The sequence below is a fragment of the Agromyces tardus genome, from assembly GCF_003710805.1.
Lineage (GTDB): Bacteria > Actinomycetota > Actinomycetes > Actinomycetales > Microbacteriaceae > Agromyces > Agromyces tardus.
The window spans coordinates 22,839-37,536 of the sequence record NZ_RHHB01000021.1 but is presented as its reverse complement, the minus strand read 5'-3'; the positions used below and the strand labels follow the sequence as shown (position 1 = coordinate 37,536).

Here is a 14,698-nt window from a genome sequence, read left to right as displayed (position 1 = left end):
CCTGTCGTTACGAGCGCGGCCCCCTCATCGTACAGAATGAGTGCATTGTGGATGTGGGACTCGTGGTTTCGACGCTGGGCAGGATCGAGCCCCTCGAGCGACTGCTCCGTTCACTCGACGGACAGCTGGGCGATGGCGACCGGGTGGTGATCGTCGCGCAGGATCGGCAGGACGAGGTCGAGGCACTCGCCTCGCGTCACCGGACGCCGGAGTTCCGGGTCACCGTCACGGGTTCCGCGCCCGGCGCGTCCCTCGGTCGCAACACCGGCGTCGCGGCGCTCGACGAGGGCGAGTTCCTGCTGCTCTTCCCGAACGACACCACGTGGTTCCCCGCGGGCGCCATTCCCGAGCTCCGTCGGATCGCCGCCGATCTCGATGCGGGAGCACTCACCGTCGTCGACGAGCACGGCCCGAAGTTCACGTTGCCGCCCGGCGGCACGCCGCTCGATCGATGGAACGTCTGGAACGTCATCGAGATGGGCATCCTCATGCGCCGAAGCGTGTTCGAGGGGCTCGGCGGCTTCGACCCGGGCATCGGCACCGGCGCGCCGACGCCGTGGCAGGCGGGCGAGGCGACCGACCTGCTGCTCCGCCTGATGGAACGACGCCCCGAGCTCGCCCGCACCTTCCGCTGGCTCCCCGCCGACGTCACGGTCGGCGGCATCGCCGATCCCGCCGGCCTGTCCGCCGCGGAGCGACGACGGAAGCTGCGGGCGTACGGCCGCGGTCTCGGCCGGCTCGTGATGCGGCATCCGTACCCATGGTGGTGGCGGTTCGCGTTCGTGTTCGGAGGGCTCGCCTTCGGACTGCGGCACCGCTCCACGAACACGCCGGCCGACGGATGGTGGGTGTTCGTCGGGCGCGCTGAGGGCGCCCTCGGGCGCACCTTCGGCGGTTCCACGAAGGCCGTCACCCGATGAGCGAGCCGATGCCGGGCCCGATGCGCCTGCGCAGCGCCGCCCTGAGCCTCATCACCCTCCTCGGCGGCGTCTCGCTCGCCGTGATCCCGGCGGCCACCGTCTCGATCTCGTCGCGGCTGTTCTCGGTCGAGGAACAGGGATTCCTCGCCGTCGCGGTGCTCGTGGCGACGTTCGCCGGGCAGATCACCTTCGCCGTCGTGGTCGAATCGCGCCTCAGCTCCGCCGCCACCGAGCGCCGGGTCGTCTTCCCGCTGTGGCTCGCGGCCGTCTCGGTGCTGACCGCGCTGGTGATCGCGGTGACGCCGCCCAACGCGGTGGTCCTCGGAATCGGCCTTCCGGTCCTCATCGCCGCCCTCGAGGTCGGGCGAGGGGTCTCGGTCGCCGAACGCCTCGACCGGCGGGAGATCGTCGCCTCCATCGCCGTGGGGTCCGGCGCCCTCATCGGTGTCCTCGCCGGATTCGCGGAACAGACGTGGGCGCTCGTCCCCCTCGTGCTCGGCATCGCCGTCGCGACCTGCGTGCGGTGCATGCCCGTCATGCATCGCGCGAGCCGGCCGGAGCCCGCGGTGATGGGCTGGGTGATCGCGGACACGGCGATCACGGGCGTCATCTACCCCCTGCTCAACACGATGATCCTCGCATTCCTCGGCTCGGCCGACGCCGTGCTCTTCACCTCGATCGCCACGGTGTCGGGACTGCTCGCCATTCCGCTGAACTTCATGCGGCTGCGCCTCCTCAAGGAGCACTCCACCCTCGACATCGTCGTCTCCGCCGGCTCGGTCCTGGCCGCGGTCGTCGTGCTGCTGGTGCTCGAACTCAGCGGCGTCTTCGGGTTCATCTTCGGGTCGGCGTGGGACGAGTCCGCGACGCTCGCGCCGCTGCTCCTCGCCTGCGCGTGGCGGGCGGCGTCGCTCGCGACCACGCTTCCCTTCGCCGCGCTCCGCCGCATGGGCGAGGTGCGGCTCCTGACCGGGCTGCGCGCGGCCGTCTCCGTGCTCACGTTCGCCCTGGCCGCGGCGGGCCTGGCCGCCCAGAGCCTCAGCGCTGTGTTCGTCGGACTCCTGCTCGCCGAACTGCTCTCGGCCGTCGTCTACGAGGCGGCGCGTCGGCGGCGCGTGGCCCGCGTCTCGCGGGAGCGCGCCGCATGACCCGGCGTCGGGTCCTGGTCGACCTCGTCTTCTACACGGGGACGAAGGGCGGGATGGAGTCCTACGTTCGCGAGGTCTACTCGCGGCTGTCGGCCGACGACCCGGAACTCGAGTACGTCGCCTTCGCCTCGTCCGAGCTCGCCGAAGCGGGCGCGCCCTGGTTCCCGGGCGCCGTCGTCGATTCGGGCGTGCGGGGAGACGACCGCGTCGCGTGGGCCCGCGCCGAGCTCTTCGGCGTCGGCCGCGCTGCGCGACGGCTCGGTGCGGACCTCGTGCACTGTCCGGCGAACTTCGGTCCGCTGCGCTCGCGCGTCCCGGTCGTGCTCACCGTGCACGACCTCCTCGCGTTCCGGCATCCCGAGTACGTGCCCGGCTCCTACTCCCGGGTGCTCCGCATGATGATCCGGGCGGCGGCGCGGCGCGCCCGCCGGATCCTCACCGTGAGCCGTGCGAGTCGTGACGACATCGTCGCGCACCTCGGCGTGCCACGCGAGCGCATCACGGTGACGCCCCTGGCCGGATCGACTCCGGCAGGATCGACTCCGGCCGGATCGACTCCGGCGCCCGCTCGACGGGTCGACCAGTTGCTCGCCGTGGGGAACCGGATGCCGCACAAGGGCTTCGCCACCCTGCTCGAGGCGCTCGCCCGCATCGAGCCTGCGGAACGACCCTTCCTCGTCATCACCGGGAGTCACGGCGCGGACCCGCTCGTCCCCGCCGTGGACCGGCTCGGGCTCGGCGCCCACGTCGACCTGCGCGGCTGGCTGAGCGGCGAGGAACTCGAACGGCTCTACGCCGAGTCGACCGCGCTCGTGTTCCCGACCCGCTTCGAGGGCTTCGGCCTCCCGCCGCTCGAGGCGATGGCCCGCGGCTGCCCCGTGATCGTCTCCGACATCCCCGTCATGCACGAGGTCGCCGGCGAGGCCGCCGTCTACGTGGACCCGACGGACCCCGATGCGATCGCGCGGGCGATCCGATCCGTGCTCGACGACCCGCTGCAACGCGAGCGCATGGCCCGCGAGGGACTCGCGCGCGCCGCCGGGTACTCGTGGGAGCGCACCGCGCAGTCGACGCGCGCCGCGATCCTCACCGCACTCGCGGGCTGATCACGGCGACCGCTCGAGCATCGCGAGCCGGTCGAGCAGTTCGTCGACCGATCGGCCGAGGCCCCGGTCGACACGCTCCGCGTCGAACCACGCGAGCGTCGACGCGCGGAGCCGTCGGCCTCCGCGAAGCACGCGCAGGATCGCTCCCCCCAGTGCCGCCGCGGACACGTCGTCGGAGATCGCCCCGTTGACCCCGGCAACGACGAGCTCGGCGGCCGCGTTGTCCTCTCCCGCCACCACGACGCTCGGCGTCGCAGCGGCAGCCGCCTCGGCCACGACGAGGCCGAAGCCCTCCCGTGCCGACGGATTCACGAGCACGCTCGACTCGAGGTACAGGCGTCGCAGCTCGTCGTCCGAGACGCGCCCGACGAACTCGACGGCGTCGGCGACGCCCGCCTCCTCCGCGGCGACGCGCGCACGTTCCGTCTCCGGCCCGCTGCCCGCCACGCGCGCGACGAGGCCCGGGACCTCGCGACGCGCATGGGCGAGCGCCGCGGGCAGCGCCTCGAGTCGCTTGTCGGGGATGTGCCGCCCGACGAAGAGCAGCGACGGCGGCTCGGGCGGCACGACCGTCGCATCCGGCTCCGCACCGACGAGGTCGACGAGCCCGAGCACGATCGGGTCGGCCTGCGGCCGGTAGCGACGCAGCCGTTCCCTCGTGAACCCGCTGTTCACGGTCAGCACGTCGCCGAGGTGCACGGCGAGCGACTGCAGCACCCAGGCGATCGTGCCCGTGATCGCTCCGGCGTACGAACGCCACTTCCGGTACGGCCACACCTCGAGCCAGTCGACGGCGATCCGCGTGCGCGCGCCGAGGAGCGCGAGCCGGACGGCGAAGACGTTGAGCACCGGCAGCGCGGCGACGACGACGAGGTCGTACGATCCGCGATGCCGCACGAAGTGCCGGAACAGTGCCGACGCGAATGCGAGAGCGCTCGACGCCGTGCGCGTGCCGCTCGCGTCGTGGATCCGCCCGCGCCAGACGCCGACGAGATCGAACGGCGCCCGCGGCGCGGCATCCGTCGGCCAATCGGCACGCGTCACGTAGCTCACCTTCGCACCGCGCTCGACGAGGAGCTCGGCCATGCGGCGGTATACCCGCTCGCCCCCACCCGTGTGGACCGGGTAGAGGCAGTCGTAGGCGATGGCGACGCGCGGCTCAGCCATCGGCCCTGCTCGCCTCGACGCCGCGAGCGGCCAGCATGCCGAGCCTGCCGATCCACACGGCGAACCCGAGCGCCACGACGACGTAGAGCACGCACAGTGCGATGTCGTCGATGGGCGGCTGCCACGGACTCGACGGGAACTCGTCGGACCTCGCCGTGGTGAGTCCCTGCGTGTAGCGCCGCATCACCCAGACGTAGGCGATGGAGGAGAAGGCCGCGAGCAGCGACACGCCGATCCAGGTCAGGCGCGACGAGAGGAAGGCGAGACGGTCTCCACTCCCCCGCGACAGGGCCCAGGCGGCCGCGATGGGCACGGCGAGGTAGAGGATCAGGCCGTACCGGCCCTGCCAGATCAGGCCGGTGCGCGAGATCTGGAACCCCTGGATGAGCGCGGGCAGCAGCAGCGCGAGCGCGAGCGACCCGATGACCACGATCGCACCGCGCCGGTCGCTGCCGGCCGCGGCGAGCACCACGAGGACGCCGAGTGCGACCGCGACGAGCAGGTACGCCTCGAAGGGCAACGGCGTGTCGAGCCATCCGAAGACGCCCAGGACCTGCTGCACCCAGTCGCCGGTGTGGCGGATCATCACCGCGACCCCGACGAGTGGGGAGGCGCCCACGAGGGGCGCGTCCGCCGTGTCGGCCTGACTGGCGATGCCGCCGGTCCCGAGCGTCCAGGCGAGTGAGAAGACGGATGCCGCGGCGATCGCCACGAGCCAGGGGTAGCTGCCGCGCGTCGCGAACAGGCGTCCCGCGGAGCGCCAGCCCACCACCGCCGAGCACGCCACTGCGATGACGAGCACCCAGAGCGGTCCGATCGCCCGTGCGTTGACGAGCAGCGACGCGGAGATCGTGACGACGAGCCAGAGGTACCAGCGCGGCCGTGCATGCGGATCGTCCGCCGTCCCGAAGCTCTCGAGGAGTCGGAGCACGCCCAGCCACAGGGCGGCGCCCGCCGCGATCTCGACGCCGTTTGGATTCACCGCCCCGGCGAAGTAGACCACCATCGGGAGCGCGAGGAACGCGGCGCCGAAGGGCATCCAGCGCGCTCGACTGCCGGCCAATGCCAGCTGGAACGCCCAGGCGAGGAGGAGCGAGCACAGGAGGGCGCTGAGGATGCGCATGGCGTAGACGGCGACGATGCCGTCGTCGGTGAGCAGGCTCGGCCAGCCCACGACGGCGTAGTAGATCGGGTTGTACGTGGCGACCCACGTCTCGAAGTCCTGCTCCCCGGTGCCGTCGCCGAAGTCCACGCCGCACTCGGCGGAGTGCTCGGGGATGAACAGGTAGCACATCATGCCGTGGTTGTAGTCGTAACCCTCCGGGAGATCGACCACGAGGTGCTTGCGTCCCTCGACGGCCTCGCCGATGACCTCGCCGCGCAACTGCGCCACGGCCTTGGCGACGTGGGCGTTCTCATCGGGAACCGAGAAGAGCGGGCTGGCGACCGCCCACAGCGTCGACATCAGGGCGACGAGGGCGAACGCCGCCCAGAACACCGCGCGTGGCGAGGACAGGCCTGTGCCCCACCCACGCCTCGGACGAACGCCTGGCGCTGCCTGCTCCATCCCCTGCCTCCAGTCCTCGGGCGTGCGATGGCTCAGGATATCCGACGGATGTTTCGGGCCTGTGAGCGCCTCAGCGCGAGAGGAACCGGTGCGCGGACCAGGCACTCGTCACGATGTCGTCGAGGCCGCGCCGCGCGACCCAGCCGACGGTATCGCGGATCGCGGACGGATCGGCGACCACGACGGCGGGATCGCCCGCACGGCGCGGACGCACCTCGGCGGGCACCGTCGAGCCCGCGTGCTCCCGGATCGCCTCGACCATCTCGCGCACGGAGTAGCCGCGACCCGTTCCGACGTTGAACACGTCGTGCCGCGGCGCGCCCTGCGCCATCGCGTCGAGGGTGGCGACGTGCGCCTCGGCGAGGTCGAGCACGTGGATGTAGTCGCGGATGCACGTTCCGTCTGGCGTGTCGTAGTCGTCGCCGAAGATGATCGGCGGCTCGCCGCGGTCGATCCGCTCGAACACCATCGGAACGAGGTTGAGCACCGCGCTGTCGCCCAGTTCGTCCCACCCGGCGCCCGCGACGTTGAAGTACCGGAGGCTCACGGCCGTGAGACCCCATGCGGCCACGGATGCCGCGACCATGCGCTCGCCGACGAGCTTCGTGTCCCCGTAGGGGTTCACCGGCACGGTCGGCTCGGTCTCGCGGATCCGGCTGCCCTCGGTCGCGCCGTACACGGCCGCCGACGACGAGAACACCAGTCGCCGGACGCCGGCCGACTCCATCGCCTCGAGCACGACGGCGAGCGAGCCGACGTTCTGCCGGTAGTACCACGCCGGCCTGGCGACCGACTCGGCGACCTGCTTGCGGGCCGCGAAGTGGATGACGGCGTCGGCACCGCGCAATGCGACGGACAACGCGTCGGCCGCCCGGTCGGAGACGAGGTCGAGTTCGACGATCGGCGCACCGGCGACTCGATCAGCGACGCCGGTGACGAGGTCGTCGACGATGACGACGTCATCGCCGCGGGATGCCAGAAGCCGGACGACGTGGGCTCCGATGTATCCGGCTCCACCCGTCACGACCACACGCACCCGTCGAGTCTACGTGACCCCCGACGGGCGGCCCGCCGGCCCTCAGCGCTCGGTGGGCTCCGCTCCGTCGGCCTCGGTCGCGCGGGGGCGCGACGGCTCCGGGCTCTCGTCGAGGGCGATCCGCCTGGCCAGCACCGTGATCTGCCGTTCGAGCTGGCGAGCGCGCCGGTGCTCGATCAGCGAGTTGCCGATGAAGACGACGATGAGGCCGTACAGCAGCAGGTCGGTGCCACGGCCGACGCCGACGAGGCTCGCGATGGTGCTGAGGCTCGACGGGAAGACGACGGCGAACACGACCACGACGAGGAGTGCGAGCATCACGATGCGCCGGATGGCGACGTGCCGCACGCCGCGACCGGGCAGCATCAGGAACACCGCGAACGCCGCGAACACGACGATGAGCAGGACCTTGATCACCAGCTGAGTGTCCAATTCAGTCCTCGCTCACTTCAGGTACAGATCGTTGAGGATGTTGACCGAGTTCCAGATCGACTGCCCCTTGGACCGCGTGTAGTCGGTGTAGACCACGTGGACGGGCTGCTCGGCGTACCGCAGCTTCTTCTTGCCGATCTCGAAGACGATCTCGGATGCGTGGGCCATCCGGTTCTGGTCGATCTCGATGGACCGGGCCGCGTGCCGGTTCAGCGCGCGAAGACCGTTGTGCGCGTCCGTGAGCTGCACTCCCGTGCTCCGCCGTTCGAACGCGACCGCGAGCTTCAGCACGACGCGCTTCAGCGCTCCCGGCTTCGTGCGCCCGTCGAGGAATCGGGAGCCGATGACGACGTCGAGCGGCTCGGAGTCGAGGCGCTGCACCATCGCGAGGGCGTCTTCCACCCGGTGCTGCCCGTCGGAGTCGAACGTCACGAAGTAGTCGGCACCGGGATCGCGCAGCGCGTAGTCGAGGCCGGTGCGGATCGCGGCCCCCTGCCCCAGGTTGAACGGGTGTTCGACGACCACGGCGCCGCCTGCGCGTGCCTCGCCGACCGACTCGTCGGAGCTGCCGTCGTCGACGCACACGATGTTGGGGAACACGGCGCGTGCGTTCTCGATGACCGCGCGCACGACCGTCGCCTCGTTGTAGAGGGGGACGACCAGCCACGTTCGCTGCTCGACTGGGGTGGAAATGGTGTGCTCCTCGGCTTCCTCTGCGACCCGTGCCGGCACACGTCATGGTGCCGGTCGTCGCGGGGCTTACTACTCGGTCGTCTCGTCGGCGCTGCCGAACCGCGTGACCGCGCTTGGTAGCATTGCCGCCATGCCGCCGGCGGGTCGTCCGCCGCTCGACCTGTGCGGCCGCGACCGAGGACGAACCTGATGCCTTCGAGGGTACCGCACCGATTCTTCGGCCGCGTCGACCTCGATACCGAGGACCAGCCCGCGATGGTGAAGCGGAGCGTGCTGTCGACCGCGAGCGTGGGCCTGCAGGGCATCCTCCGCTTCCTCTACAGCGTGCTCATCGGCCGGTGGCTCGGGCCCGCCGTGCTCGCCACGACGAATGGCGCCATCGCCGTCGCGCAGATCGCCTCCCTCGCGTACCCGATCGCGAGCGGGAACGCCGCGGTGAAGTTCATCGCCCGTGCCCGCGGCCGCGGCGACCTCGAGCTCGCGTGGTCGTCGGCGGCGTACCTCTCACGCGGTGCCCTCATCGCCGCGGCACTCGTCGCGGCACCCACGGGCGTGATCGTCTACACGATCGTCGCATCCCACTCGATCCCGCTCGCCGTCACGGGCGGCCTCCTCGCGTTCACCCTCTCGGCCTACTCGTTCGTGCGCGGCGTGTACTTCTCGGCGGGGCTCGTGAGCCGGGTCGCCGGTTGGGACGTCATCACGCTCGTGGTGGGGCTGGGCCTGCTCCTCGTGTTCCTCGCCCTGGGCTGGACGGAGCTCGTGCTGCTGCCGCTCGCCGTCGGATACGGCCTCTACGCCATCGCCGGGTGGCCCCGTCGGCCCAAGGGCCGCGGACGGACGCCGCTGCCGCATGCGCTGCGCCACGAGATGAACGCCTTCATCCTGTGGGGGTCGCTGTCGGCGCTCGCGACGAGCGGCTTCATCCAGCTCACCATGGTGATCGCGAACTGGGTGGGCACCGGCGACGAAGCCGGATGGTACGCGGCGGCCCTGAGCATCGCGACGCCCGCCTCGCTGCTCAGCTCGGTGCTCTCCCTCGTACTGTTCCCGACGATGGCCCATGCCTCCGGCCGCGACGACGACGGATCGATGGTGCGCCAGGCCGACCTCTCGACGCGCGGCCTGGTCTTCGCGCTCGGGGCGGTGTTCGGGGTGCTGGCGATCCTCGCAGAACCGCTGCTCTCGATCGTCTACGGTCCGGGGTTCACCGAGGGCGCCACCGACCTGCGCATCCTCCTCGCGGCCAGTCTCGCCGTCACGCTGAGCGCGGGAACGGTCACCCTGCTGCAGGCGGGAGGCCGCTCGAGCGTGCGGCTCGCCTCGTTGCTGAGCGCAGGAGGCGTGGCGCTCGGCCTCATCGCGATGACGGCCCTGGTGCCGTTCGCCTCCACGACCGGCGTCGCCCTCGGCTACCTGGTCGGCGCCCTCGTCTCGGGCTTCGGCCCGATCCTCGTCGTGTGGCGTCGCTACGGGATGCCGTGGCTCTGGCTCTGGATCCGGTTCGCGGCCGGCGTGGCGTGCGCCGCCCTGATCATCGTCGCCGCCGAGGCGTTCGACTGGCCGCTGCTCGGCATCCTCGTGGCATCCGTCGCCTACGTCGCCGTCTGGGCCGCCCTCATGACGCCGGAGATCCGCATGCTAACGTCGATGCGGAATTGATCCCACCCCATCCCTCGCTCCACCCCGAAAGGACCATCCGTGGTCGCTATCGCATCCGGAGCCGACGTCTCTGCGAGCGCGACCATCGGGTCCGGCTCGAAGATCTGGCATCTCGCGCAGATCCGCGAGGACGCGGTGCTCGGCGAGAACTGCATCATCGGCCGCGGCGCCTACATCGGCACCGGCGTGCGGCTCGGCCGCAACGTGAAGGTCCAGAACCACGCGCTCGTCTACGAGCCCGCGGTGCTCGGCGACGGCGTCTTCATCGGGCCGGCGGTCGTGCTCACCAACGACACGTACCCGCGATCCGTCACGCCCGACGGCGAGCTCAAGACTGCCGACGACTGGGACGCGGTCGGGGTCACCATCGACGAAGGCGCCTCGATCGGCGCACGAGCCGTCTGCGTGGCACCGGTGCACATCGGCCGATGGGCGATGGTCGCGGCGGGCGCCGTGGTCACGAAGGACGTGCCGCCCTTCGCGCTCGTCGCGGGCGTGCCGGCGCGGCGCATCCGCTGGGTGGGCCGCGCGGGCGAGCCGCTCGAGCGCGTCGGAGACGAATGGCGGTGCCCGCGCACGGGTGCGCGCTACATCGAGAATGGAGACGAATTGACGGAGCTGGCCGATGACTGAGGAACTGGACTTCATCCCGGCGGCCCGCCCGCTGATCGGCGCCGAGGAGCGCGCCGCGGTCGACGCCGTGCTCGCGAGCGGGATGCTCGCCGGCGGCCCCGAGGTGGCCGCCTTCGAGCAGGAGTTCGCCTCGGTCCTCGTCGACGGCCGGGCCGCCGTGGCCGTGAACTCCGGCACCGCCGGGCTCCACCTCGGCCTGCTCGCCGCCGGCATCGGCCCGGGCGACGAGGTCGTCGTCCCGTCGTTCACGTTCGCCGCGACGGCCAACTCCGTCGCCCTCACCGGTGCGACCCCCGTGTTCGCCGACATCGAGCCCGACCACTTCTGCCTCGATGCATCCGCGGTCGAGGCGGTGCTCACCGATCGCACCGCGGCGATCCTGCCCGTGCATCTCTACGGGCATCCCGCCGACATGCGATCGCTCGGCGACCTCGCCGAGCAGCGCGGGCTGCAGCTCTTCGAGGACGCGGCGCAGGCGCACGGTGCGACGTTCGGCGGCGCCCCCGTCGGCAGCTTCGGCACCTTCGCGATGTTCAGCCTCTACCCGACCAAGAACATGACGTCGGGCGAGGGCGGCATGGTTACGACCGGCGATCCCGATGTCGCCCGACGGGTTCGACTGCTGCGCAACCAGGGGATGGAACGCCAGTACGAGAACGAGATCGTGGGCTTCAACGCGCGCATGACCGACGTGCACGCGGCGATCGGCCGCGCCCAGCTGCGGAAGGTGCTCGGCTGGACCGCGGACCGCCGGCGGAACGCCGCCTTCTTCGACGAGCACCTGCAGGGCGTCGGCACCCCACACGTCGCCGAGGGGGCGACGCACGTCTACCACCAGTACACGATCCGGGTGCCCGAGGACCGGGACGGCCTCGCTGCCGCGCTCCGCGAGGAGTACCGCATCGGTACCGGCGTGTACTACCCGATCCCGAACCACCGCCTTCCTGCGTTCAGCCGGGACATCGACCTGCCCGAGACGGAGCGCGCGGCGCGCGAGGTGCTCTCGCTGCCCGTGCACCCCTCGCTCAGCGCGGCGGATCTCGAGCGGATCGTCGAGGCCGTGAACAGGCTCGTGGGAGCCGGCGCATGAGCGAGCTGCGCATCGGGCTGATCGGGCTCGGCATGATGGGCCGGCATCATGCACGGGTCATCCGCGAGACTCCGGGCGTCGAGCTCGTCGCGGTCGCCGATGCGGTCGGCGACCCGCACCACGTCGCGGGCGAACTTCCGTTGCACGCCGACGTCGAGGGACTCATCGGCGCGGGCCTCGACGCCGCCGTCGTCGCGGTGCCCACCGTGCTGCACGAGGGCATCGCGTTGCGGCTGGCCGATGCCGGTGTGCACGTCCTGATCGAGAAGCCCATCGCGGGCGACTCCGCCTCCGGTCGCCGCATCGTCGAGGCCTTCGAGCGTCGAGGGCTCGTGGGAGCGGTCGGCCACATAGAGCGTTTCAATCCCGCGCTGCAGAGCCTGCGCCAGCGCATCGCGGACGGCGACCTGGGCGAGGTGTACCAGATCGCCACGCGCAGGCAGGGTCCCTTCCCCGCCCGGATCGCCGACGTCGGGGTCGTGAAGGACCTCGCGACCCACGACATCGACCTGAGCGCGTGGCTCGCGCAGAGCCCGTTCGCCACGGTCTCCGCGCACACCACGGTGCGCAGCGGGCGGGAGCACGAGGACATGGTGTCGTTCACCGGCCGTCTCGCCAACGACGTGATCACGAGTCACCTGGTCAACTGGCTCTCGCCCATGAAGGAGCGAGTCACCGTGGTCACCGGCGAGCGGGGCGCGTTCGTCGCCGACACGCTCACCGGCGACCTCACGTTCTACGAGAACGGCACGGTCGCCACCGAGTGGGACTCCGTGGCCGCGTTCCGCGGGGTGTCGGAGGGCGCCGTGACGCGCTTCGCCCTCGCGAAGCGGGAGCCGCTGCGCCTCGAGCACGAGGCCTTCCGCGATGCCGTCCTGGGTGTCCGCAACGACATCGTCACGCTGCGCGACGGCCTGCGCACGATCGCGGTCGCCGAAGCCGTGCTCGAGTCCGCCGCCACCCACACCACCGTCGGCGTTCCCGAGTGACGCGCGGCACCAGACGAGCGCTCGTCGCGACGCGGCTCTTCAGCCCCGAGGTCGGCGCCGCATCGTTCCGGCTGCGCGCCCTGGCCCTCGGGCTGGTGGAGGCCGGCGCCGATGTGGTGGTGGTCACGACCCGTCCGCCGAAGGCCGCGCAGGGCGAAGCCGACGCACCCGGCGTCCGCATCGCCCGCGCGCCGGTCCTGCGCGACCGTTCGGGCAACGTGCGCGGCTACGTGCAGTACCTGAGCTTCGACATCCCGCTCTTCTTCCGGCTGCTGTTCCGGCGAGCGGACGTCGTCGTCGCCGAGCCGCCGCCCACGACGGGGTTCATGGTCGCCGTGAGCTCGTGGCTGCGGCGCCGGCCCTTCGTCTACTACGCCGCGGATGTCTGGACTGACGGTCTCATCGCCCTCGGCTCCTCGAGGGGGCTCATCGCCGTCATGCGCGGGCTCGAGGGATGGGTCCTGCGCCGCGCGGCGGCGGTCATCGCCGTCTCCGACGAGGTGGCCGAGAAGGTGGTCGCGTTCGGCGTGGCCGAGGATCGCGTCGTCACGGTCGGCAACGGCATCGACACCGGCCTCTTCTCGATCGAGGGCGAGCGCGCCGACCTGCCGTTCCCGACCTACGTGTACACCGGCATCATGTCGGAGTGGCAGGGTCCCGCGATCTTCGTCGAAGCGCTCCCCCGCGTGCTCGCCGAGTACCCCGACGCCGGCATCCGGTTCTTCGGCCACGGTTCCGAGTCCGGTCGCATCGCCGAGGCGGCGGCCCGGCTCGGGCTCTCCGATCGAGTGGTGCTCGGCGGAGTCATCCCGCCACGGCGCACTGCGGAATGGCTGCGCGGCGCGACCGCCGCGCTCGCGAGCATCACGCCCGGCCTCGGGTACGACTTCGCGAAGCCGACCAAGGTGTACGCGGCCGCAGCCTGCGGCACTCCGGTCGTCTTCGCGGGCACGGGGGTCGCCGCTGCCCTGGTCGACGAGAACGGCCTGGGCTGGAGCGCCTCCCACGATCCCGATGCCGTGGCGGATGCGATGATCGCGGCGGCGAGGGCGAAGGCGACGGGCGAGACGGAAGCCGCTCGCCCGGCTCGGTCGCGATGGGTCGACGAGAACGCGTCACTGTCGGCAGCGGGCGCCAAGGCGGCCCGTGCCGTGCTCGGGGCCATCAGACGCTGATTCGGCGCTCCAGCAGCGTGTCGACGACCCGCTCGGCCGCGTGGCCGTCGCCGTAGGGCGTCGCGGCGGTCTCGGCGGGCCGCGGGCGGGAGACTGCCGACGCGAGTTCCCCGAGCCGGTCGCCGACGAGCACGTTCCAGCCGAGCTCGACCGTTTCCACCCACTCCGTCTCCGGCCGCACCGTCGTGCACGGCACCCGCAGCAGGAACGCCTCCTTCTGCAGTCCCCCCGAGTCGGTGACCACCCCGGCGGCGTTGGAGACCGCCCACACGAGCTCGGGGTACGACAGCGGCGCGATGACGCGGATCGGACCGCGGGCCAGCTCGACTCCCGCGCGCTCGGCCGCGGCGACGAGACGCGGGTGCGCCACGAGGAGCACCGGACGGTCGAGCCCGGCGAGCGAGGAGACGATCGCCTCCAGCCGCGCCGGGTCGTCCGTGTTGTCGGGCCGGTGCAGCGTCGCCACGAGGTACTCGCCGTCGGGCAGCCCGGTCGACGACGGCGGCGCCGCGGCCACGCGATCGCGGGTGCGGTAGAGCACGTCGGTCATGACGTCGCCGACGAGCACGCTGCGATCCGCGAGCCCCTCGTCGTCGAGGTGGCGCATCGCGACCTCGGTGGGCGCGAGCAGCAGATCGGCGGCGTGGTCGGTGAGCACGCGGTTGTGCTCCTCCGGCATCCGCCGATTGAAGGAGCGCAGACCCGCCTCGAGGTGCGCGAGGGGCAGGTGGAGCTTGACCGCGGCGACCGCGGCCGCGAGGGTCGAGTTCGTGTCTCCGTACACGAGCACCCAGTCGGGGCGGTAGTCCTCGAAGACGGGCTCGAGCGACGCGAGCATCGAGCCGGTCTGCTTGCCGTGCGGACCGGAGCCGACGGCGAGGTTCACGTCGGGCGCGGGGATTCCGAGGTCGCGGAAGAAGGAGTCGGACATGTTGTCGTCGTAGTGCTGGCCCGTGTGCACCACGGTGTGGCGGGCGCGGCCCTCCAGCGCGTGAGCGATGGGGGCCAGCTTGACGAACTGCGGGCGGGCGCCGACGACGCTCAGAACGTGCATGGATTCGAGTCTAGACGGAGGCGGCG

14 protein-coding genes are annotated in these 14,698 nt (G+C 71.7%); 8 read left to right on the top strand and 6 right to left on the bottom strand.

Annotated features, from left to right (window positions below):
• The first annotated feature begins 62 nt into the window (after window positions 1-62).
• From EDM22_RS11420 to EDM22_RS11410, 3 genes are read left to right on the top strand one after another with little or no spacing between them, the layout of a single operon-like run.
• A complete protein-coding gene (locus EDM22_RS11420; protein ID WP_138708071.1) occupies window positions 63-920 on the top strand; it encodes a glycosyltransferase family 2 protein in 858 nt (285 codons plus the stop codon).
• On the top strand, window positions 917-2,068 hold the full coding sequence (locus EDM22_RS11415) for a hypothetical protein (RefSeq protein WP_122937182.1): 1,152 nt from the start codon (window positions 917-919) through the stop codon (window positions 2,066-2,068). The genes EDM22_RS11420 and EDM22_RS11415 overlap by 4 nt, the downstream gene beginning before the upstream one ends.
• Window positions 2,065-3,174 (top strand): glycosyltransferase family 4 protein, encoded by a 1,110-nt coding sequence (locus EDM22_RS11410; RefSeq protein WP_122937181.1) that lies wholly within the window; start codon window positions 2,065-2,067, stop codon window positions 3,172-3,174. Before EDM22_RS11415 ends, EDM22_RS11410 begins: the two co-directional genes overlap by 4 nt.
• On the opposite strand, the gene EDM22_RS11405 is transcribed toward EDM22_RS11410, so the two are convergent.
• From EDM22_RS11405 to EDM22_RS11385, 5 genes are all read right to left on the bottom strand, one after another.
• The gene (locus EDM22_RS11405) at window positions 3,175-4,341 is read right to left on the bottom strand and encodes a glycosyltransferase family 4 protein (RefSeq protein WP_122937180.1); all 1,167 of its coding nucleotides are present in this window, start codon (window positions 4,339-4,341) and stop codon (window positions 3,175-3,177) included. It abuts the gene before it with no gap.
• Window positions 4,334-5,839 (bottom strand): DUF2142 domain-containing protein, encoded by a 1,506-nt coding sequence (locus EDM22_RS11400; RefSeq protein WP_170964100.1) that lies wholly within the window; start codon window positions 5,837-5,839, stop codon window positions 4,334-4,336. Before EDM22_RS11400 ends, EDM22_RS11405 begins: the two co-directional genes overlap by 8 nt.
• A 139-nt stretch (window positions 5,840-5,978) precedes the next feature.
• Window positions 5,979-6,944 carry a UDP-glucose 4-epimerase GalE gene (gene galE / locus EDM22_RS11395; protein WP_122937178.1) on the bottom strand — a complete coding sequence of 322 codons (966 nt, stop codon included), beginning with the start codon at window positions 6,942-6,944 and terminating at the stop codon, window positions 5,979-5,981.
• Window positions 6,945-6,986: 42 nt separating this feature from the next.
• The gene (locus EDM22_RS11390; RefSeq protein ID WP_212591941.1) at window positions 6,987-7,361 is read right to left on the bottom strand and encodes a DUF2304 domain-containing protein; all 375 of its coding nucleotides are present in this window, start codon (window positions 7,359-7,361) and stop codon (window positions 6,987-6,989) included.
• Window positions 7,362-7,388: 27 nt separating this feature from the next.
• Window positions 7,389-8,108 carry a glycosyltransferase family 2 protein gene (locus EDM22_RS11385; protein ID WP_376917925.1) on the bottom strand — a complete coding sequence of 240 codons (720 nt, stop codon included), beginning with the start codon at window positions 8,106-8,108 and terminating at the stop codon, window positions 7,389-7,391.
• A 150-nt stretch (window positions 8,109-8,258) separates the two neighbouring features.
• Between EDM22_RS11385 and EDM22_RS11380 the strand changes: the two genes are divergently transcribed.
• The 5 genes from EDM22_RS11380 to EDM22_RS11360 are packed head-to-tail and all read left to right on the top strand — an operon-like array spanning window position 8,259 to window position 13,618.
• Window positions 8,259-9,731: a lipopolysaccharide biosynthesis protein gene (locus EDM22_RS11380; RefSeq protein ID WP_122937176.1), complete on the top strand. Its 1,473-nt coding sequence runs from the start codon at window positions 8,259-8,261 to the stop codon at window positions 9,729-9,731.
• 39 nt (window positions 9,732-9,770) lie between these two features.
• On the top strand, window positions 9,771-10,364 hold the full coding sequence (locus EDM22_RS11375) for an acyltransferase (RefSeq protein WP_122937175.1): 594 nt from the start codon (window positions 9,771-9,773) through the stop codon (window positions 10,362-10,364).
• Complete coding sequence (locus EDM22_RS11370; protein ID WP_122937174.1) at window positions 10,357-11,454, top strand: DegT/DnrJ/EryC1/StrS family aminotransferase; 1,098 nt, start codon at window positions 10,357-10,359, stop codon at window positions 11,452-11,454. The genes EDM22_RS11375 and EDM22_RS11370 overlap by 8 nt, the downstream gene beginning before the upstream one ends.
• Complete coding sequence (locus EDM22_RS11365; protein WP_122937173.1) at window positions 11,451-12,443, top strand: Gfo/Idh/MocA family protein; 993 nt, start codon at window positions 11,451-11,453, stop codon at window positions 12,441-12,443. Before EDM22_RS11370 ends, EDM22_RS11365 begins: the two co-directional genes overlap by 4 nt.
• Window positions 12,440-13,618, top strand: a complete 1,179-nt coding sequence (locus EDM22_RS11360; RefSeq protein WP_122937172.1) for a glycosyltransferase family 4 protein — start codon at window positions 12,440-12,442, stop codon at window positions 13,616-13,618. Before EDM22_RS11365 ends, EDM22_RS11360 begins: the two co-directional genes overlap by 4 nt.
• Here the strand turns inward: EDM22_RS11360 and wecB are convergent.
• The gene (wecB, locus tag EDM22_RS11355; RefSeq protein WP_122937171.1) at window positions 13,608-14,672 is read right to left on the bottom strand and encodes a non-hydrolyzing UDP-N-acetylglucosamine 2-epimerase; all 1,065 of its coding nucleotides are present in this window, start codon (window positions 14,670-14,672) and stop codon (window positions 13,608-13,610) included. The two genes, EDM22_RS11360 and wecB, sit on opposite strands and share 11 nt — an antisense overlap.
• Window positions 14,673-14,698 lie beyond the last annotated feature (26 nt).

Bases quoted from the DNA above. Each gene is read 5' to 3' on its own strand.
- EDM22_RS11405 (WP_122937180.1), bottom strand. From the start codon at position 4,341: ATGGCTGAGCCGCGCGTCGCCATCGCCTACGACTGCCTCTACCCGGTC.
- EDM22_RS11370 (WP_122937174.1), top strand. From the start codon at position 10,357: ATGACTGAGGAACTGGACTTCATCCCGGCGGCCCGCCCGCTGATCGGC.
- EDM22_RS11365 (WP_122937173.1), top strand. From the start codon at position 11,451: ATGAGCGAGCTGCGCATCGGGCTGATCGGGCTCGGCATGATGGGCCGG.
- EDM22_RS11380 (WP_122937176.1), top strand. From the start codon at position 8,259: ATGCCTTCGAGGGTACCGCACCGATTCTTCGGCCGCGTCGACCTCGAT.
- wecB (WP_122937171.1), bottom strand. From the start codon at position 14,672: ATGCACGTTCTGAGCGTCGTCGGCGCCCGCCCGCAGTTCGTCAAGCTG.
- EDM22_RS11415 (WP_122937182.1), top strand. From the start codon at position 917: ATGAGCGAGCCGATGCCGGGCCCGATGCGCCTGCGCAGCGCCGCCCTG.
- EDM22_RS11410 (WP_122937181.1), top strand. From the start codon at position 2,065: ATGACCCGGCGTCGGGTCCTGGTCGACCTCGTCTTCTACACGGGGACG.